Here is a 19,557-nt window from a genome sequence, read left to right as displayed (position 1 = left end):
AACGCCCAGCTCAAGAGCTGGAAAGTCCTGACCAAGCTACGTTGCTGCCCGCACCGGGCCGGTCACCTGGCCAAGGCCATCCACGTCCTCCAGAACCGCGAGCTCAACGCACGTTGAAAAAGGGTCACCGTCAACTTGCGGGGATAGGGCTTGTCGAGGCCGGAATTCCCGCGCCGACCATCGTCTCCGAGGCGTTCGCCGATGAGCTGCCCTGGCTGCGAAGCCAAGTGAGGCGTTCGGTTAGAGCCGCGTTCCGGAAAGCGGACAGGGCCGTTCGCCTCGCACTCGGCGAGACGAGCGGCCCTGCCGTTTCATCGAGGGGAAGACGGGTGGCGGCCGGGGCCGCCACCGAGGATCGGATCGGTCAGCTCGAGTACGCCCAGAGCTGCTCGCCGCCGCTGCCGACGAGCTGGTAGGCGGCGTTGACCGTCGCCTTGTCGGGGCACAGGAAGAACGAATCGCTGGTCTTGGACACCACACCGTTGACGATCTCGGCCTGCGCCTGGTTGACCGAGGGGTCGGGCCGGTCGGGGTTGTCGGGGTTGTAGCCGTTGCCGGTCAGGGTTCCGGAGTAGATGCAGTTGAAGAACGAGACCTTCGCGCCGACGGTGTAGTTGGCGACGGTGAGGGTGCCGTCCGGGCCGCCGGGCGGGTCGCTTTCCTCCCGGGTGTAGGTAACGGAGCCGCCGTTCCAGGGCAGGTTCTGGGCGGTCACGGTCACGCTGCCCAGGTCGCTCGTGCAGCCGCTGAAGGTCGCCGACGTGACGGTCAGGTCGGTGCCGTCGGACTCGATCGTGCCGTTCTGGACGGCCGAGGTGCACGTGGCGTTGCTCAGCGAGGTTTGCACGCTGATGCTGCCCAGGTTGGTGGCGACCACGGCCCCGGAGAAGTCCGGGCCGGTGATGCTGCCGCTGTGGATGTGGGTCGTGGCGGCGGACGCCGGCGAGACCGCCAGAGCGAGGACGGAGGCCGAGGCGGCCCCCATGACGGCGAGGTTCCGGATCAGTGACACCGGTAGCTCCTTTCAGAGCTCTCATGGGGTGGTAATGAGACTTATCTCATCTCCGTCGACCAATTTCAAGAGCGTTATCAGTCTGAGACACTTGCTAGTTTCTATTGGTGGTAAAGCCGATTCTGGGCACGCCGAACGGCACGCCCGGTAAAAGGCGTGTTCGGGATATGTCCGGGTGGTCGTCAAGAGCCGAGCGAGGTCCGATGGGACGTTCGCTCAAGGGGAGCGGCAGGTCGTCTCGCCGAACCCGGCGAGAGGATCCGCCGTGCCGAGGCGGGTCCGGTCCGCGGCGCTGCGGCCCGGCCGCAGGTGCGTCCGGCCTGCGTCCGGCGAAGGCATGCGGAGGATTCATGGGTGCAAGGCGTGCTCCCTCGGGCCCGGTGAATGACAGAACCGCAGAGAGGCTTCGCGCCGTTCAATGCTGCGATTATCGGTGAGCCGCAGCGATGATGCCTCAAGTGGTCATATAATGAAGTGCGAAGTGGGGTCGGTCAAGAGCATGTGGCGTTTTTGTTCCCTGCCTAGCGGAAAGTGCTCGTCCGTTCGCTGCGCGCGCTCGGACCCGGCCGGGCCACGTGCCGTATCTCGCCGAACAGTCAAGACTGTGCGGCTTTTTCGTAGAATTCGGTCATTCCAATAAAAGAGGCGGACGATCAGGCCGCGGCCAGATCACCGGCGAGCATCACCGGCCGGCGCGGCGGCCGGTCCACCCAGGCCCCGGCCGGCAGGCCGATGAGCAGCCACGGCAGCCAGGCCGCCACCGACAGCAGCGCCACCTGGAGGGCGCTCGCCTCCAGCATGACCACCGCGACCAGCGGCAGGGCCACGCCGGTCACGCTGCTGCCCAGCTTGCCGGTGGTCTGGCCCGCCCACAGCAGCCGGAAGTCCCGATGCCGCAGCGGCCCGCCCGGCCGGCGCCGCGCCGCAGGTTCGGTTGCGGTCACGGTTCGGCGGGCACCCCGTGGGCGTACAGGACCACCGGCTCGCGTGCCAGCCCGTCGCCCGGCGGGTTCCGCCGCTCCCACCGGTCGAGCACGGCGAGGGTCTCCCGCTCCAGGTCGCCGAGTTTCCTGGCGGTTGACGAGCGGACCATGGCCGCCGGCGATGAGGGCTGGGGATCCGCCGGGACGTCGGGTGCGTTGCGGGTGCGTTCATATATTGCCAGTTTGTGTGCAGTAAATGATCCAGAGGGTGCTCGCCCATCCGGCGGGGACATTCGACGGATGCAATATATGCACGGTATGATGTGCCATATGCAAGAGCCAGGTCACACGCAGGAGTGGAGCTCCACCGCTCCGATCAAGACTCGCGACGGGAACCAGACGCTGGCCCGCGGGCTCAAAGCCCTCCTGGCCGTCGTCGACTCAAAAGACGGTCTGAGCGTTCAGGAGGTCGGTGAGCTGCTGGGGGTTCACCGGTCGATCGCCTATCGCATGCTGCAGACGCTCGTCGACTTCGGACTGGCAGCCCGCCGCAGCAACGGCGTCTACATTCCGGGTGCCCGGCTCGCCACACTCGCCCAGGCCTACCAGCCGGAACTACGGGACGTCTCCGGACCGGTGATGCGCGAACTCGCCGACCGGCTGCAAACCACGGTCTCGCTGTTCGTGGAGGAAGGTGACACGGCGGTGGCGATCGCGATGGTGGAGCCGATGACGTCATCGCATCACCTCGCGTTCAAGCCCGGCATGCGCACACCGCTCATGCGCGGCGCGGCCGGTTATGCGATCCTCGCCGGCGGGCCGCCGACGCCGGGGGAGCCCGAGGCCGTGATCCTCGCCCGCGAGGTGGGATACGCCAGAAGCCATGCCGAGATCGAGGCCGGCCAGTACGCGGTCGCCGCCTGGATCCCGTCGACCCGGGCCTGCCTGAATCTCATCTCCTACCGTCAGGACATCATCGACGGGGCAGGTCCGGCGATGCGGCGGGCCGCCGACAAGGTCGGGCGCCTGCTACGCCGGAAGGAATGATCTGCGGGGACGAGCACCATCGGGCGCCCGGTCGCCACCCGGCTGCCCGATGGGAACAGCCGGGTGGCCGGCGAACCGTCCGGGGGCCGCCACCATCCCGGACGGCGCCGATGGCGTACGGCCCGATCAGGTCGCGAACCGGCGTTCCGGCCGTGCGCGGCCTGCTCGGCGGATGAGCCGCAGGGCGGTACGGGGGACAGCGCCGGTCGCCGTCACGAGGTGTTCCGGGTGACGAAGTCGATGACGAGCGCGTCGAAAACGGCCCGCTGTTCCCACTGGGGCCAGTGGCCGGCATCCTTGATCAGCCGGAACTGCGCGCCGTTGATCTTGCCGGCGAGCGCCTCGCCCTCCGAGGGCGGGCCGGACGGATCGTCCGTCGTCCATATGACGAGGGTGGGAGCGGTGATCGCGTCGAGTTCCGCGTCCGTCAGGAGGTTGCGGCGGCGGATCTGCGGATCCTGCAGGCACAGCAGGTGCCGCATGGAGTCGGGGAAACCCGGTTGCGCGTACACGCTCTGGCGGATCGCCACCAGTTCGCCGGTCACCGACGCGGGGTCGGCCATCAGCCATTCGAGCCGGGTGCGGATGCGCTCGTACGACGGGTCGTCGGCGGCGGCTTGGCTGAGCGAGCGGATGCGCTCCATCACCGCGGGGTCGGCCATCGTGCCACCGGGCGTGTTGAGGATCAGGCTCGACACGCGTTCCGGATGGGCGGCGGCGAACTTGGCCGCGACCCAGCCTCCCAGGGACTCGCCGCTGAGGTGCGCGGCCGGTATCCGCAGTGCGTCCAGGAGGCCGAGCAGATGCTCCTGATAGTCCGCGATCTCGAGGTCGCGACCGGTGAGAGTGCTCCAACCATGGCCGGGCAGGTCGTAGGCGACCACGCGGAACCGGTCGCCGAGGGCGCGCAGGTTGCGGGCGAAGGCTTCGAGGTGACCGCCGGTGCCGTGCAGGAATACCAGCGCGGGGCCGTGGCCCCGTTCGAGCACCCGGGTCCGCCACGGTCCTACCTGTTCGTACCTGATCTCGTAGTCGACACCGGCCAGGTCGGTCCACAGTGTCATGATCCGGTGCTCCTGGTGGCCGGCAGTGCGGTGGTGACGGCGAAGCCCGCGATGTACTCCGGGATCGGGTGGTAGTAGCGATCGGTGATCTCGTACGGACCCGTGGCCGCCAGCGCGGAGTAGGCGGCCACCCAGGTCCTGATCTCCTGTGCACCGCTTCCGTGCCGGGCGATGTCCTCGTTCGACCATCCGTCGATGGTGTCCAGGCCCCCGCTCCCCACGATGCCGAGGAAGGCCCGGTCCCAGTCCGGGCAAAGGTCGATCCGGCTGCTCGAACGGGCGGCGAGTGCCGCGGCCTCCGCGATCGCTCCGGTGACCTTGCGCCGTTCCTCGTCGGCGGTGAGCTCGCGCCCGCTGACCAGCCGCTCGGCCAGCGGCGCGGGGGCGGTGCCGAGTGCGGGCACCGGCGGATCGTGCGACAGCCCACCCGATCCGATCAGCAGGATGCGCTCGGGCCGGCCGGCGAGGAACCTTCCCACCGCCTCGCCGAGGCGCCGTGCCCGGGTGACGGGGCCGAGGGGCGGCGCGGCGGCGTTGATGAAGATCGGTACCACCGGGCACGCGTCGAGCGTGCCGAAGAGGATCTGCAGCGGCTGCGCCGTGGCATGGTCGAGCTCCATGTCATAGGACACGGACACGTCCACTTCTGCCGCCAGGGCGGCTTCGGCGCAGCCGGCTGCGATGTCGCGGGGGACGTCGAGGGGCCCGGCCGCCGTGCCGTAGTCTCCGACGGTTCGCGCGGCGGCACCGATGCAGAAGGGCGGCATCAACCGGTAGAAGAAGCCGTTGTAATGGTCCGGGGTGAAGGTGACCACGAGTTCGGGTGCGAACTCGTCGACGAACGTGCGGGCCCGCTTGAGCGCGTCTGTGACCTCGGCCTGAAGGTCCGGTGAGGGTTGATTGAGGTCGAGGAGCGGGCTGTGCGACATGCAGCACAGAGCGAAGGGCATCATGACCTACCTGGGATGAACAACGTGTCGGCCAGGGCATGGGACACGTCCTGGGCGTGTTGGGCGACGCAGGCGGCTGCGACGAAACGGTCCGGCCGCAGGAACAGCACCGTGGGCCGGTTGGCGTCGAACCAGCGTTTGAGCTCGCCGGTACCGTCGGCGACGATCTCCACGTCGGGATGGTCGTCTCCGGTCCAGGCAAGCTGTGACGCCGAGCGCAGTGTGATCAGCCGGGCACCGAGCGCGAGCCAGCGTTCCGCTTCCTTGTCCAGCACGGCCAGCGGGTCGTTGTTCCAGAACAGGAGGCTGAACCATGGCCCGAGCACGTCGTCGAGGAGTATCCCCCGGCGTGCCCGCGTGTCGACTCTCGGCTGGATGAACTGCCGCCCGACCACGGCGTCGTCGGTGCCGGTGTGGGCGTAGCTGACGGCACCGCGCTCGTAGCGGGGCATCGGCTTGAACCGCATCTCGACGAGGTGGCGCTTGATGCCGGGAACGGCCGAGGTCGCGACGGCGACGGCATCTCGCAGCGCCGCCACGCCCCGGTTCCTCGGGGAGATGAACCGGCCGACCAGAGTCGACAGATCGATCATCGCCCTGGCGTGGCCGCGGCGTTCGAGCTCGTAGGTGTCGAGCAGGGCGTCGGTCGCCCGGCCACCGGTCACCGCGGCGAGCTTCCAGCCGAGGTTGGCCGCGTCGCGGATGCCGCTGTTGTACCCCTGGCCCTGCCATACCGGCATGAGGTGTGCGGCGTCCCCGGCGATGAGGACGGGACCCTTGCGGAACTCGCCGGCGATGCGGGAGTGGTGCGTGTACACGCGCTTGCGGATCACGTCGACCTGTGCCGGATAGGGCACGTGCGGTTTCAGCAGCCCGGCCAGGAAGCCGGCCTCATCGACGATCTCGTCGGGCTCGTCGTCGTTCATCATGAACTCGAAGCGGCGTACCCCGTGCGCGAGCGACACCGAGACGAACGGGCGCCTGGGGTCGGCGCCGACGTACACGTTCGGGCTGCCCACCGGGTCGTTGCGCAGGTCGATGACGAGCCATCGGGTCGGTGACGTGGTCCCCTCGAATGAGGTGCCCATCAGCCGGCGCGTCGTGCTCCGGCCTCCGTCGCAGCCGACCAGGTAGCGGGCGCTGATCGTGCTGAGCGAGCCGTCCGGGGCGCTGATGGTCGCCGCCACGCCGCGCGCCGACGTCTCGTACGACTCGAGTGTCCGCGACCACAGGACATTCACGCAGCCGAAGCGGTCGAGGCCGGCGAGCAACTCGGCATCCACCAGGGGTTGGATGAATCCACTGCGGCGGGGCCAGCCGTACGGCTGCTGGGTCGGGGCGATCTCGGCGAGCAGCCGCCCCTTGCCGTTGACGAACCTCATGATCTGGTCCGGGTTCGTGTGCGGCAGGATCTGGTCGATCAGCCCGATCGCCTGGAAGGCGCGGAGTGATTCGTCGTCGATGCCGACGCCACGCGGGTAGTCGATGAGCTTGTCGCGCTGCTCGACGACGATCGTGCGGACGCCGTGCAGCCCGAGGATGTTGGCGAGGGTCAGCCCCACCGGCCCGGCGCCGACGATGGCGACGTCGGCCGCCATCGGCTGCCGCTGATCGGGCGACGTCGGCCGGCCGCCCTGCTCGGTCGGATCGGTCACGACGACGCTCGCAGGAACTCCCGCTCGGACGGGGCCGCCCGGCGGGCGGCCCCGGTGCCCTCAAAGTGCGCCATACCCCACTCCCGTGCATATAGTACACAGTCTTGTTCGATATATGAGGGAGTGTTGTCAGTCGCCGGGTGCCTTGTCAAGGCGCGGCGGTGGTGGCGACCAGGTGAAGGCGCACCGTGACGTCCCCGGATCTTTGGTCGCCCGCGGAGCCTTGACAGCGCACCTGGAGGTGGCTAGGTTCACATTTAGAACGCAAGATTTCACTATATGCACAACCCAACGGCGCGGCCGGGCCGCGGGCAGGCGTGGGGCGCTCGGGTGCTGGTTGCACATCCCGGCCGTCACGTCAAGCCCTTCGGGAGGCGTCCGGTGTCCGGTGGCATGGCGGGTGCGTGCCGGATCGTGTCGCTGACCCGGCGTGTCCGGAGCGACGACTCCCGGCAAATGCCGAGGTCAGCGGCATATTGAGGTATTGCGGGGCGGCCGGGCCGAAGGTACTCTGCCCCCCAGTGCAACATGAGAACCTGTGTGTTCATTATCAGCACCAAGGTGACCTTGGTCATAAGGAGACCATCGTGAAGCACCATCCGTTCCGTCTCGCGGCCATCGGCGCCTCGGCGCTGCTGCTCGCCGGCTGTGGTTCCGCAGGGAACACGGGCGGCTCGAACTCCTCGGGTTCCGGCGACCCGATCCGTATCGCCATCGTGTACGGCGTCACCGGTGCCTTCGCCGGATTCGCCAAGGACTTCCTCACCGGCGTCAACGCGGCGAAGGACTCCATCAACGCCGCCGGCGGTGTGAACGGCCGCAAGATCGAAGTCGACGTCCTGGACGACAAGAGCAATCCCACGACGGGTGTCAGCGTGCTGACCAAGGCACTGACCTCCAGCAACCCGCCCGACGCGGTCGTCCCGGGCGGAGTGAGCACCGAGGTGCTGGCCATGCTGCCGGCGGCGTCATCGAGAGGGCTGTTCAGCATCGCCCCGGCGAGCGACCCTTCGATCAACAAGCCGTCCAGTTACCCGTACCACTTCGGCACCTTCGCGGTGCCGCAGCAGAACCTCACCGCCATCGGGGCCGGCTTCAAGGCCAACGGCACCAGGACACTCGGCGTGATCACCAGCAGCGACGCCTTCGGCGACGCGGTTCTGGGGGGCATCCAGAACGTGGCGAAGGACGCCGGCGTCAAGATCGTCGCTACCGAACGCCCCGACCCCACGTCGCTGAACTTCGACGTCCAGTACCAGCGGGTCATGGCGGCCAAGCCGGACGCGGTCTTCTTCGACTTCGCCAGCCAGGACGCGGTCGGCCGGCTGCTGGCGTCGCGCGTGACCGTCGGCGCGACCGGCACTCCCGTGTACGGCGGCAGCGCGGCCGCCGCCACGCCACTGGGCAAGTCCACCGACCCGGCCGCGCTCAAATCCTGCCAGATTCCGGTCTACCGCTTCACGATCGCCAGCGCGTCCCCGCCGGCGTATCTCGCGCCCCTGCTGAAGGCCTTCAAGGGCAGTAAGGACAGCATCCTCTCGGGCGGGCTCGGCTGGGACACGGTCAAGCTGGTGGCCCTGGCCGCCCAGAGGGCCGGGAAGGACACGGGTGGCAAGGCCCTGGCCGCCGCGCTGCTGAGTTCCCCCGTGCCGGCCAACGTCCTGGCCTTGTTCCCGGGCGGTGTCGGCTACACCAAGGACAACCACTTCCCGACTCCGGGCGAGGGCACGTTCGGCCAGGTTCCGTGCGGCGCGACCCTCCAGGACGGGCAATGGGCGCAGGTCGCTTCCTGACGCCGGCCGCCCGCACTCACGACAAGGGCGTTCCATGCAGCTGACCTACGACGTGGCTGTTCTCGGCTCCGGAGCCGCGGGGTTGACCGCGGCGCTCGTTGCGGCGACGCACGGTGCCGCGGTCGGCGTCTTCGAGAAGGCACCGCTGGTGGGCGGTACCACGGCGCTGTCGGGCGGGACGATCTGGATCCCCGGGAACCGGGCCGCCCGCGAGGCCGGGATCGCGGACTCTCCCGAGCTGGGACTGGAGTACCTGGAGAGCCTTTCACTGGGCATGATCATCCCCGAGCTCGCCGAGGCGCTCATCACCGGTGGCCCGCGGTTCGTCGAGTTCGTCGAGGAGCACACCGACCTGCGGTTCCAGCTGGTGCACGGGTTTCCGGACTACCACCCCGAACGCCCCGGCGGGCTGCCCGGCGGAGGCCGGTCGATCGAGGTCGGCCTCGTCTCGCTCGCCGGCCTCGGCGAGTGGGAGCGGCGCATCGCGGGGGAGCCGCAGCGGATGCTCATCCGCGAGACCCCCCTCGGCGGGGGCACCGGGCTGCTGGCCCCCGGCGTCCTCGCCGAGCGCGAGCGGGCGAAGCTGGAAGGGATGGGCCGCGGTCTGGTCGCCGGCCTGCTGCGCGCCTGCCTGCGGCGCGGGGTGGACGTCGCCACCGGCACGCGGGGCGTGCGGCTGCTGACCGCCCGCGGTGCCGTCACCGGCGTCGAACTCGACACGCCCGCGGGTGTTCAGCGCGTGACCGCCCGGGCGGTCATCCTGGCCTCCGGTGGATTCGAGCGCGATCCCGCGCTGGTGCGCGACTTCCTGCGGGGGCCGCTGCACCGGGCCATCGGAGCACCGTCCAACACCGGGGACGGGCTGCGGATGGCGATGCGGGTCGGGGCGCAGCTGGGGAACATGCGCGAGGCATGGTGGGCGCCGGTCGTCAGCGTCCCGGGCCGCCGCCGTGACGGAGCCCGCGACGGCTTGCTCACCTCGCGCGAACGCGCCCTGCCCGGGTCCATCATGGTCAATGGACGGGGCCGGCGTTTCGCCAACGAGGCGGCCAACTACAACGCCTTCGGCGGCGCCTACCACCAGCTCGACGCCTCCAGGTTCGAGTACCCGAACATGCCCAGCTACCTGATCTTCGGGCGGTCGGCCGTGGACAGGTTCGGCGTGTTCGGCGGTGCGCCGGGCGGCGCGGTCCCCGGCTGGGTGACCCGCGCCGGCACGCTCGACGAGCTGGCCGCCGTGTTCGGCCTCCCGGCCGCGGAGCTGCGGACGACCGTCGAACGGTTCAACGAGAACGCCGGCGCGGGCGTCGACCCCGACTTCGGTCGCGGTGCGAGCGCCTACGACCGGTTTCCCGGCGGCCGTGTCCTGGATCCGGACTCGCCGTTCTCGACCCTCGCGCCGGTCGAACCGCCCTACTTCGGCGTCGAGGTCGAATGCTCGGCACTGGGCACCAAGGGAGGCCCGCGCACCGACCGAGACGGTCGCGTGCTCGATGTCGACGGTGACGCCATCCGCGGGCTGTACGCGGCAGGCAATGTCATGGCCAGCCCGACCGGCATGGTCTACGGCGGCGCCGGCGCGACTCTGGCGGTCGCCGGAGTGTGGGGCCACAACGCCGGGCGCGCCGCCGTGCACGACGCGACGAACCACGACAGGGGGAGGCCGCCGATGAGTGAACCGGTAGGAGAAAGGAGTCGTCATCCATGACTGCGACCGCTGTCTTCGCCGGGTTGTCCACCGGCGCCATCTATGCGCTGATCGCGATCGGTTACAACATCACGCTCACGTCGTCGGGCGTGCTGAACTTCGCCTTCGCCAATGTCCTGGTGTTCGGCGGCTTTGTCGCGATCAGCGCGGTCAAGGCCGGGCTGCCGCTGCCGCTCGTCCTGCTGCTGTGCGCGCTCGCCTGCGCCGCCATGTCGGTGCTCGTCGAGCGTGCCGCCATCCGGTTCATGTCGCAGGGTTCGCATGCTGAGCTCATCACCACGCTGGGCGCGGGAACGATCATCACGGCGGTGACCGCCGTCCTCTGGGGCTCCGACCCGCGGCGGCTGACCCTGTTCGACCAGCACCCCGTCGACCTGCTCACCGGCCGGGTCCTTCCGGTCAACCTGATACTGATCGCGATGCCGGTCGTCCTGGGCCTCGTCCTGCATCTGCTCTTCCAGCGCACGCGGTTCGGACTGGCGAGCCGCGCGCAGGCGTTCGACCGCGAGGCGACGATGGTGCGAGGCGTCGATGTGCGCTGGCTGTCGGTCAGCGCGTTCGCCATCGCCGGACTGTTCGCCGGGCTCACCGGCCCGTTCGTGCTCATGTCGACCTCGGCCGGCCCGTTCCTCGCCGTCGAGTTCGCGCTCAAGGGGTTCGTCGCGCTCGCCCTCGGCGGTCTCGGCAGCCAGCTCGGCGCCGTGGTGGCGGGGTTCGTGATCGGGCTGGTGGAGTCCCTCGCCAACCTGTACATCGGCTCGCTGGTCGGGAACTACGCCGTGTTCGCGTTGTTCATCCTCGTCCTGCTCTTCCGCCCGAACGGGCTGTTCGGCAGCCGACGGCTGAGGCTGGTCTGACATGGAGACGTCGATCCGGGCGACCGGGCCGTCGCGCCGCTGGGCGCTGCCGCTGGCCTGGGCCACGGTGACCGCGCTCGTCATCGCGATCCCGCTGACCGGTATGTCCGGCTACTGGGTCCGCCAGATCCTGCTGGCCGCGGTGATGGCACTGCTGGTCAGCGGCCTGAACCTCAGCCTCGGCTGGGCCGGCGAGCTGAACCTGGGCCTACCCGCCATGTACGCGGCCGGCGCCTACGTCACCGCCTACGTCGCCGCCCGGCACATCAACGACATCGTGCTCTGCCTGGCACTGTCCGCCGCGGCGGCCGTCGTCGTCGGCCTGCTGGCCGGCGCCCCGGGGCTGCGCCTCGGCGGCTGGATGCTCGCCGTGTGCACGTTCATGCTGGTGCAGCTCATCCCGATCACCCTGCAGCTCATCCCCTTCTCGGTGCTCGGCGGCACGTCCGGGTTCACCGGCATTCCCGTCCCGCGGGTCTTCGGGACCGTGCTCGACGCCAACGGCTTCTACATCACGGTCATCGTCGTGACATCGCTCTGGTTCGCGGTGTACCGCAACGCGGTGTGCTCGCCGTTCGGGCGGGCACTTCTCGTACTGCAGCAGGGTCCGGTTCTCGCCCAGTCACTCGGCCTGTCCCGGTACAGGCTGAAGCTGACGACCTATGCGTTCGCCGCTGTCCCGGCCGGCCTGGCAGGTACGCTGTACGCCTACACCGACCTGTTCATCGCCCCGGACAGCCTCGGTATCGGCCTGATCATGTCGCTGCTCGTGGCCTCGATCGTGGCCGGCCGGCGCAGCATCTACGCCGTCTTCTGCGGCGTTGCCTTCGTGCAGTTCATCAACGACAGGTCGACGAGCTTCGGCGAGTACGGTGACATCGCGTTCGGGGCCTTCCTTCTCATCGGCGGGCTGCTGTTCGGCGGAGGGGTCGCGGGCCTCGGCAACACCTTGGTGCGGCGCTACCGGCGCGGCCGCGCGGCCGCGGCCGACGAGGCCGCCACCACCGGTACGCCACCTCAGATCCCCGCGTTCGACGGACGGGACGTCCGGCTGGAGTCGGTCTCGAAGTCGTTCGGCGGCGTCGACGCGCTGCGTGAGGTGTCGTTCGTCGCGCCGGCCGGACGGATCACCGCCCTCATCGGCCCGAACGGGTCCGGCAAGACGACGACGCTCAACCTCATCAACGGCTTCCATAAGCCCGGGAGCGGCCGAGTCCTGCTCGGTGATGACGAACTGACCGGTTTGCCGGCGGAACGGGTCGCCCGCCTCGGCGTGGCCCGCACCTTCCAGACACCGGCGATTCCAGGCGAGATGTCCGTGCTCGATGTCGTCGGGTCAGGCAGGATCGAGGCCCACGGCCCCGCCCTGCTGCCAGTGGTGCTGCGGCTGCCCCGCTACTGGCGAGCGGTGGCGCGGAACCGGAAGGCCGCCGCGGGCTGGCTGGAGATCCTCGGCCTCGGCGCGATCGCGGCGGAGCCGGCGGCCGCCATGGCGCTCGGCACGCGGCGGATGATCGAGCTTGCCCGCGCCCTGTGCGCCGGCCCGCGGGTCCTCCTGCTCGACGAGGTCGCCTCCGGCCTGGACCCCGACGAGCTGCAGGAACTGGCGGGGGTGCTGCGCAAGGTCCGCGACGCCGGCGTGACCGTCGTCGTCGTCGAGCACAACTTCAGCCTTGTGCGATCGCTGGCCGACCACGTCGTGGTCCTCGCCGGCGGCGCGGTCCTCACGGACGGGGATCCGCGGGAGATCGCGGAACATCCCGAAGTGCTCGAACGGTTCCTCGGCTCCGGCGCGGGTGTCTCCGGAACCACTCTCGAAGAACATCCGGCGCCGGGCGGACAGGTGGTGGTCGCCGTGGACGCGACCGCGGCCACCGATGGAGCTGGAACCGCAGAGAGGACGTCCAGCCATGAGTGAGCTCCTCGACGTGCGGGGTCTGACGACCGGGTACGGCGACCTGCGGGTCGCCTGGGATGTGAGCTTCTCCGTCGGGCAGGGAGAGGTGCTCGCCCTGCTCGGCCGCAACGGCGCGGGCAAGACCACCATCCTGCGGGCGATCATGGGGCTCAACGCCATGCACGCGGGGAGCGTCGCCTTCGCCGGCCAGGACCTGCGGCGGCTGCCCACCCACAAGCGCGTCGAGCTCGGCATCGGCATCGTGCAGGAGGGCAAGCGCCTGATCGGCGACATGACCGTCGAGGAGAACCTACGGCTCGGCGCCCAGGTCCGCCGGTGGGGCCGCGGTGAGCTGGCCGGGCGCTACGAGTGGGCGTACGAGATGTTCCCGGTGCTGCGGGCGCGCCGCGGGTCGCCGGCGGAGACGCTGTCCGGCGGCCAGCAGCAGATGCTCGCGATCGCCCAGGCGCTCATGCCGCGGCCGCGGTTGCTGCTCGTCGACGAGCCGTCCGCCGGGCTCGCGCCCGCGATCGTCGGCGATGTGCTCGCGAGCCTGGTGCGGCTACGCGAAACCGGGATGTCCATCGTGCTGGTCGAACAGTCGGTCGATTTCGCGCTCGCCCTCGCGTCGCACGTCGTGGTCGTCGACCTCGGCCGGGTCGTCCTGTCCTGCCCGGCGGGGGCGGACGGCCTGCGTGAGGCCGTGCGGGACGCCTACTTCGGGCGGGGTGGCGCGCGCGCCGGCGCGCAGGCGCCCGCGTAGGGCACATCACCCTGCCGGTTCGGCCCGGCCCGAGGAACCGCCGACGTGACGAAGACCTCACGTTCTGTGTAAATAACGGCACAAGTGTGCAATATATGAAACTCATTACAAGGTGGTATCGCAGACCATGACCGACACCCTGCAGACCCCTGGCGGCGAACTGACCGGTGCCGACGCCGCGGACATCGGCGCGGCATGGATCGCCGATCTCGCAGCGGCGCTGCGAAGCGGCTCCCGCTCCGAGCTGGCCGGCCTCTTCCACGGCGAGGCCACCTGGCGCGACTTCATGGCCTTCACGTGGGACTTCAGCCACGCCATCGGCCGCGACGGCGTGGTCGAGCGCCTCCTCGAACTCTCCGAAGCCGTGGACGCGCGCGGGTTCGGCGTCAACGGGCAGCAGCCCCCCGCCGTGGCCGACGGCGGCATCCGCGTGTTCTTCGACTTCCTCACCAAGGACCGGATCGATCGGGGCTACGTCCACCTGGTGCGGGAGCCCGCGGGATTCGTCGCCTCGGTCCTGCAGACCCAGGCCGAGGCGCTGCAGGACCACCCGGCGAAGGTCGGTGACCTCCGCCGGGAGGGCAAGGTCTACGGGATCGTGCCGGGCCGTACCCGCTGGTCCGGCGACCGGCGACGCGAAGCCTCCTTCTCCGACGGTGATCCGGCCGTGCTGGTGCTGGGGGCCGGGCACAACGGGCTCACCATGGCTGCGCTGCTCGGCGCGCTCGACGTGCCGACGCTCGTCATCGACCGCGAGGCCCGCGTCGGCGACACCTGGCGCAAGCGGTACGCGGCGCTCGCCCTGCACAGCACCGTCCACGGCGACCACCTGCCCTACCTGCCCTTCCCGCCGACCTGGACGGCGCACACTCCCAAGGACAAGTTCGCCGACTGGCTCGAGTCCTACGCGACCCTGATGGACCTGAACGTCTGGACCGGCACGGAGTTCCTCAACGGGCACTACGACGACGACACGCAGCGGTGGACGATCCGGGTCCGCCGCGCGGACGGCACGATCCGCGAGCTCCGCCCACGGCACTTCTTCGTGGCCGGCGGCCTGTTCGCCGCGCCGAAGATTCCCGAGGTGAAGGGGCTCGACACCTACACCGGCCTGGCCGTGCACTCCGACGCGTTCCAGGGCGGCGGCGAGTGGGAGGGGCGCAAGGCTCTCGTCGTCGGTGCCGGAGTCAGCGGTCACGAAATCGCCCACGACCTTTACGAACACGGCACGGATGTCACGCTGCTGCAGCGCAGCGCGACCTACGTCCTCAGCTATGAGGCGTACCACAAGCTGTGGAACGCCCTGTTCACCGAGCACGCCGACCTCCCTCCCGAGTTCGCCGACCAGATCGCCTACGCGCTGCCCAACACGAGGTCGGACGACGTCAACAGGAAACTGGTCGAGATCGGCGCCGAGCACGACAGGGATCTCCTCGACCGGCTGCGGGCGCGCGGCTTCAAGCTCGACTGGGGCCCGGAAGGCACGGGCATCCTCGGCGCGCACATGTCCGGCAAGGACAGCTACCACATCAACATCGGCGCCGCCGAGCTCGTCGCCGACGGGAAGGTCCACCTCAAGCAGGGGGTCGAGGTGACCGAGATCAGGGACGGCAGGACGGTGGTCTTCTCCGACGGCTCACGGATGCCCGATGTCGACCTGATCGTGTTCGCCACCGGGTACCACCAGTTCTGGGGCCACATCAAGCCGGCTCTCGGCGCCGCCGCGGCGAAGATCGACAAGGCGTACGGGCGAGCCGCGGACAACGAGTACGCGAACACGTGGCGCCGCTCCGCGCAGCCGGGGCTGTGGTTCGGCACCGGATTCATCAGGATGGCGCGCTTCTACGGGAAGTTCAGCGCCCTCCTGATCAAGGCGATCGAAGCGGGCATCGAGCCGGTCGACCCCGACAGGCCGGACGCGGGAAACCGCTGATGCCCGCCATCGACGTGAACCGCCGGGTGGAGCCCGGCACCGTGGCCAACCTCCACCGGCTGGCGCGCTGGGACGTGACGAGCATCGCCACGATCCGCGCATCCTATGCGGCGGTGCGGCCGGCTCCCGTGCCCGCGGATCCGCGGGTCATGCGGAGCGACGAGGTCATCTCGGGCGCCGCGGGCTCCCCCGATGTGCCGGTGCGCTGGTACCGGCCCCGCGGCGTCGGCGGGCCGCTGCCATGCCTGGTCTACTTCCACGGCGGCGCCTACATCATGGGGACGCTCGATGAGAACGACGACCGGCTCGACAAGATGGTGATCGAGCTGGGCTGCGCGGTCGTCTCCGTCGACTGGCGACTGGCGCCCGAACACCCGTACCCGGAGGGACTCGACGACGCGGAGACCGTCTGGCGCCGCCTCGTCGACGATCCGGACGCGTTCGGCGTGGATCCGTCCCGGCTCGTCGCGGGCGGCGCGAGCGCCGGCGCCGGCCTGGCTGCGGCGCTGTGCCTGCGGCTCAGGGAGGCCGGCTTCCCGCAGCCGGCATTGCAGCTGCTGGTCTATCCGATGCTCGACGACCGTGAGCTGACCCCGTCGATCAGGGCGATCGCCGATCCGGGCCACCGGGGCCTGTGGCCCCTGGAGGCCCAGCGGATGTGCTGGCATGCCTACCTCGGGTCCCTCGCGGGCGGTGACATACCGCCGACCGCCGCCCCCGCCCGGGCTACCGACCTGTCCGGGCTCGCCCCCGCCTTTCTGGCGATCGGCGATGTCGACGCGTACCTGGACGAGAACCTCCAGTACGCGGCCCGGTTGTCGCGCTCCGGAGTGCCCACCGAACTGCATGTCTACCCAGGTGTCATCCACGGAGGATTTCTCGCCCGCCCGAACACGCCCCGAACCGCCCAGTTTCTGGACGACGTCAACGCCGCCCTGGCGACGGTTTTCGGAGCCGGCTGAGAACGGCGCCGCGCTGGGGACCGGCAGGCGGCGCCGGCTCCCGGCGCGGCGCCCGCGGGTCAGCTCCTGCCCGCGGTGGAACGGGACTCGGGGCTGGCGAGGCCACGGATGACCAGGTCCCACATCTTCTGCGCGGTCAGGGCCGGGTCGGCGCCGCTGCCGGGACGCCACCACTGGTACGCCCAGTTGCAGATGCCGAACACCGCCAGCGTCGCCGCGTCGGCGTCGACATCGCGGAACTGGCCCGCTTCCACACCCGCCGTGATGGCGGCGCGGATCTGCTCCTGGTACCGGTCGCGCTTGAGGCGGATCTCCTCCCGCACGGCGGGCGGCAGTTCGCGGTGATGCTCGAAGAACACGCGCACGTGGCCGCGGTGGGTCTCCATCAGGCCGAAGACGTCCGTCATCGCGCCCAGCAGCAGGTCGGCCGGTGACAGACCGAGCCGCAGGCGTTCGTCCTGGCGGTCCAGGAGCAAGTCGATGAAGGTCTCGTGGATGCCGCGCAGGATCTCATCCTTGCCGCGAAAGTAGTGGTACAAGGTCGGCTTGGCGATGTCGGCCGCGGATGCGATCTGTTCCATCGAGACGCTGGCGTAGCCGTGCTGATCGAACAGCCGGGCGGCGAGGCTGATCACCTTCGCCCGGCGCCGGTCGGCCGCGGACGGTCCGGCGGTCCGGTCACCGTGACCGGCGGCGGTCCGCATCCGGGCGGTCACGGCGACGTGCCCGGCGCCTCGGCACCGGGCCGGCCGGAGCCGGCGGTGCCGTGCTCCCGGGCACGCAGGCGCAGCAGGTGTTTCTGGATCTTGCCGGTCGAGGTCTTGGGCAGCGGTTCGAAGTACACCGCGTCGGGTGCCTTGAAGTGAGCCAGCCTGGCTCGGGCGAAGTCGATCAGCTCCTGTCCGGTGACCGGGTTTCCGGTGGTGGCGACGAACGCCACCGGCCGCTCGCCCCATCGCGGGTGTGGCACGGCGACCACGGCGACCTCGGTCACGTCGGGGTGCGCCGCCAGGACCTTCTCGACCTCGACGGAGGCGATGTTCTCCCCGCCGCTGATGATGACGTCCTTGCTGCGGTCGGTCAGTTCGATGTACCCGTCGGGGTGCATCACGCCCAGGTCGCCGGTGTGGAACCAGCCGCCGCGGAACGCCTCTTCCGTCGCCTCCCGGTCGTCGAGATAGCCGGCCGCGATGGTGTTGGACCGCACCAGGATCTCTCCGGGCGTCGCGCCGTCAGCGCGCACCGGCCGCAGATGACGGTCGGCCACCCGGACATCGGCGACCGAGACGGTGGGGACTCCCTGTCGGCTGAGCCGCTCCGCCAGGTCGCCGGCGGGCAGGTCGGCCCAGCCCGGCTGGTATTCGCAGACGAGCGACGGGCCGTAGGTCTCCGTCAGCCCGTACAGATGGGTGACGTGAAACCCCATCCTCTGAACTGCGGCGATGGTCTGCCTGGTCGGCGGCGCACCGCCCACCGCGGCGCGGATCGGGCGGCCGGCCGCGAATCCCCGTTGCGAACCGGCCCTGGCCAGCTCGCTGAGCACGATCGGGGCACCGCACAGGTGCGTCACCGGATAGCGCCCGGCCAGCTCCAGCGCCCCGTCCGCGTCGAAGGAGGGCAGGCAGACGTGTGTCGCCCCGACCGCGGTCGCACCCCATACCAGCGACCAGCCGTTGCAGTGGAACATCGGCAGCGTCCACAGGTACCAGCTGTCGGCGGAGAGCTGGAACTCCAGCGCCACGCTGACCGCGTTCAGGTACGCACCTCGATGGGTGTAGACGACCCCTTTCGGCCGCCCGGTCGTGCCGCTGGTGTAGTTGACGGCGATCATGGCGTCTTCGTCGTCCGGGGGCTGCAGGCCGTGGCCGTCGGCGCCGGTCAGCCACTCCTGGTAGGACAGCGCGCCCGCAAGGTCCGTCCCCGGCCCCGGCAGCATCACCACCTGTTCGACCGGCAGATCGCGGGCATCGGTGACACCGAGCGCGTGCGCAAGCGCCGCAGACAGGAGAAGAACCCTGGCCCGCGAGTGCATGAGGATGTCCAGGTATTCCTGGGGGGCCAGCCGCGTGTTCAGCGCGACCAGCGCACCGCCTGATCCCGGCACGCCGAAATGCGCGGCCAGCAGCCACCGGCTGTTGAGATCCAGCACGGCCACCCGGTCACCGGCCCGGATACCGGACGCCCGCAGCGCACCGGCCATCATGTCGCAGTCAGTGGCGAGCTCGGAGAACGTCACTTCGGTCGCATCGCCGTCCACGACGGCGACCTTGCCCCCGAACGCATGCCGCGCCCTGGACAGGAACGTCAGCGGCGACAGCGGGACGTGGTTGGCGCGACTGATCATCCTTCTGCTCCAGGAGGGGGCCCACATCCGACCGGTCGGTCGACTGGCCAGTTGAGTGAAGGTTAGCCAGCCACCCTGGCATGGTCAACTGACCAGCACTATTCTCCCCGGCAAATGGGATCGGCCACGCCGGCGCCGTGCAGCGTCCTCTGATCCATTCGACCGCTTGGTCGGTCAGCGACCCCGCCGCCGGGGGTTGCCTGGAGGTGCCCGGGAGACGTCGCCGGACCGCCGGTTTCCTGGCGATCGCGGCCGGTCACTCCGCCGCGGCGGAGCCGATATCGCGGGTCGCGATGCCATCGACTCCGGCCGTTCGCGCGCCCTTGTCGCCCCGCACCGGCTCCAGGCCACCGCCAGGAACGCCGCGCCATAGACGAGGTCGCGCAGATCATCGAAGCGACGGCCCGGGATCGGCCTCGCCCATCGGTGCGGCTTGCGTTGTATCACCCGTACTCGCGCCTCGGCCTCATCCAGGCCGGGCCACGACGCGCCGGTATCCACCAGCGGCCTCGGAGGACGAGTGACCATCTGAATGGAGCTGTTGGCCCCGTGGCGTCATGATCACATGGCGGGACAGGTGCCCAACGCGGTGGCGAACAGGGCGCGGGCGGAACCGAAGCGGCGGGCCGAAGCGGCGGCCCCGTCCGCC

Annotated in this window: 16 protein-coding genes and 1 pseudogene; 9 read left to right on the top strand and 8 right to left on the bottom strand. The window is 70.0% G+C overall.

Going from position 1 to position 19,557, the window contains the following annotated elements; translation table 11 throughout:
* Nucleotides 1-117, top strand: a pseudogene (locus F8568_RS44950) (IS5/IS1182 family transposase); the annotation flags it as partial.
* A gap of 247 nt (nucleotides 118-364) precedes the next feature.
* Here the strand turns inward: F8568_RS44950 and F8568_RS44945 are convergent.
* The 3 genes from F8568_RS44945 to F8568_RS44935 all read right to left on the bottom strand — a co-directional run bounded on the left by F8568_RS44945 (nucleotide 365) and on the right by F8568_RS44935 (nucleotide 2,105).
* Nucleotides 365-1,012 carry a hypothetical protein gene (locus tag F8568_RS44945; protein ID WP_151600270.1) on the bottom strand — a complete coding sequence of 216 codons (648 nt, stop codon included), beginning with the start codon at nucleotides 1,010-1,012 and terminating at the stop codon, nucleotides 365-367.
* Between the two features lie 653 nt (nucleotides 1,013-1,665).
* Nucleotides 1,666-1,956, bottom strand: coding sequence for an MFS transporter (locus F8568_RS44940; protein ID WP_151600268.1), 291 nt, complete (start codon nucleotides 1,954-1,956; stop codon nucleotides 1,666-1,668).
* On the bottom strand, nucleotides 1,953-2,105 hold the full coding sequence (locus tag F8568_RS44935) for a hypothetical protein (RefSeq protein ID WP_160574008.1): 153 nt from the start codon (nucleotides 2,103-2,105) through the stop codon (nucleotides 1,953-1,955). The genes F8568_RS44940 and F8568_RS44935 overlap by 4 nt, the downstream gene beginning before the upstream one ends.
* Before the next feature lie 160 nt (nucleotides 2,106-2,265).
* On the opposite strand from F8568_RS44935, the gene F8568_RS44930 reads away from it, so the two are divergent.
* Entirely contained in the window at nucleotides 2,266-2,982 is a 717-nt protein-coding gene (locus F8568_RS44930) for an IclR family transcriptional regulator (RefSeq protein WP_151600267.1), read from the top strand.
* A 212-nt stretch (nucleotides 2,983-3,194) separates the two neighbouring features.
* Here the strand turns inward: F8568_RS44930 and F8568_RS44925 are convergent, their stop codons facing one another.
* From F8568_RS44925 to F8568_RS44915, 3 genes are read right to left on the bottom strand one after another with little or no spacing between them, the layout of a single operon-like run.
* Nucleotides 3,195-4,046 (bottom strand): alpha/beta fold hydrolase, encoded by an 852-nt coding sequence (locus F8568_RS44925; RefSeq protein WP_151600266.1) that lies wholly within the window; start codon nucleotides 4,044-4,046, stop codon nucleotides 3,195-3,197.
* Nucleotides 4,043-4,999, bottom strand: a complete 957-nt coding sequence (locus F8568_RS44920) for a 3-carboxyethylcatechol 2,3-dioxygenase (RefSeq protein WP_202126114.1) — start codon at nucleotides 4,997-4,999, stop codon at nucleotides 4,043-4,045. The genes F8568_RS44925 and F8568_RS44920 overlap by 4 nt, the downstream gene beginning before the upstream one ends.
* A complete protein-coding gene (locus F8568_RS44915) occupies nucleotides 4,996-6,651 on the bottom strand; it encodes a bifunctional 3-(3-hydroxy-phenyl)propionate/3-hydroxycinnamic acid hydroxylase (RefSeq protein ID WP_202126113.1) in 1,656 nt (551 codons plus the stop codon). The genes F8568_RS44920 and F8568_RS44915 overlap by 4 nt, the downstream gene beginning before the upstream one ends.
* Before the next feature lie 521 nt (nucleotides 6,652-7,172).
* Here F8568_RS44915 and F8568_RS44910 point away from each other — a divergent pair.
* The 7 genes from F8568_RS44910 (at nucleotide 7,173) to F8568_RS44880 (ending at nucleotide 16,564) form a co-directional block, all read left to right on the top strand.
* Entirely contained in the window at nucleotides 7,173-8,444 is a 1,272-nt protein-coding gene (locus tag F8568_RS44910; RefSeq protein WP_160574007.1) for an ABC transporter substrate-binding protein, read from the top strand.
* 34 nt (nucleotides 8,445-8,478) lie between these two features.
* Nucleotides 8,479-10,152 (top strand): FAD-dependent oxidoreductase, encoded by a 1,674-nt coding sequence (locus F8568_RS44905; protein ID WP_151600263.1) that lies wholly within the window; start codon nucleotides 8,479-8,481, stop codon nucleotides 10,150-10,152.
* Nucleotides 10,149-11,009 (top strand): branched-chain amino acid ABC transporter permease, encoded by an 861-nt coding sequence (locus F8568_RS44900; RefSeq protein ID WP_151600261.1) that lies wholly within the window; start codon nucleotides 10,149-10,151, stop codon nucleotides 11,007-11,009. The genes F8568_RS44905 and F8568_RS44900 overlap by 4 nt, the downstream gene beginning before the upstream one ends.
* A 1-nt stretch (nucleotide 11,010) precedes the next feature.
* Nucleotides 11,011-12,927: a branched-chain amino acid ABC transporter ATP-binding protein/permease gene (locus F8568_RS44895; RefSeq protein WP_151600259.1), complete on the top strand. Its 1,917-nt coding sequence runs from the start codon at nucleotides 11,011-11,013 to the stop codon at nucleotides 12,925-12,927.
* Nucleotides 12,920-13,669 carry an ABC transporter ATP-binding protein gene (locus tag F8568_RS44890; RefSeq protein ID WP_151600257.1) on the top strand — a complete coding sequence of 250 codons (750 nt, stop codon included), beginning with the start codon at nucleotides 12,920-12,922 and terminating at the stop codon, nucleotides 13,667-13,669. Before F8568_RS44895 ends, F8568_RS44890 begins: the two co-directional genes overlap by 8 nt.
* 127 nt (nucleotides 13,670-13,796) lie before the next feature.
* Nucleotides 13,797-15,602 (top strand): flavin-containing monooxygenase, encoded by a 1,806-nt coding sequence (locus tag F8568_RS44885; protein ID WP_151600256.1) that lies wholly within the window; start codon nucleotides 13,797-13,799, stop codon nucleotides 15,600-15,602.
* Entirely contained in the window at nucleotides 15,602-16,564 is a 963-nt protein-coding gene (locus F8568_RS44880) for an alpha/beta hydrolase (protein ID WP_151600254.1), read from the top strand. The genes F8568_RS44885 and F8568_RS44880 overlap by 1 nt, the downstream gene beginning before the upstream one ends.
* A 59-nt stretch (nucleotides 16,565-16,623) precedes the next feature.
* Here F8568_RS44880 and F8568_RS44875 read toward each other — a convergent pair whose 3' ends face one another.
* Nucleotides 16,624-17,199, bottom strand: coding sequence for a TetR/AcrR family transcriptional regulator (locus F8568_RS44875; protein WP_202126112.1), 576 nt, complete (start codon nucleotides 17,197-17,199; stop codon nucleotides 16,624-16,626).
* 77 nt (nucleotides 17,200-17,276) lie between these two features.
* Nucleotides 17,277-18,908 carry an AMP-binding protein gene (locus tag F8568_RS44870; RefSeq protein ID WP_151600252.1) on the bottom strand — a complete coding sequence of 544 codons (1,632 nt, stop codon included), beginning with the start codon at nucleotides 18,906-18,908 and terminating at the stop codon, nucleotides 17,277-17,279.
* Nucleotides 18,909-19,557 lie beyond the last annotated feature (649 nt).

This window comes from Actinomadura physcomitrii, from assembly GCF_008923205.2.
GTDB classification, from domain to species: Bacteria; Actinomycetota; Actinomycetes; order Streptosporangiales; family Streptosporangiaceae; genus Spirillospora; species Spirillospora physcomitrii.
This window is presented reverse-complemented; position numbering and strand designations above follow the sequence as displayed.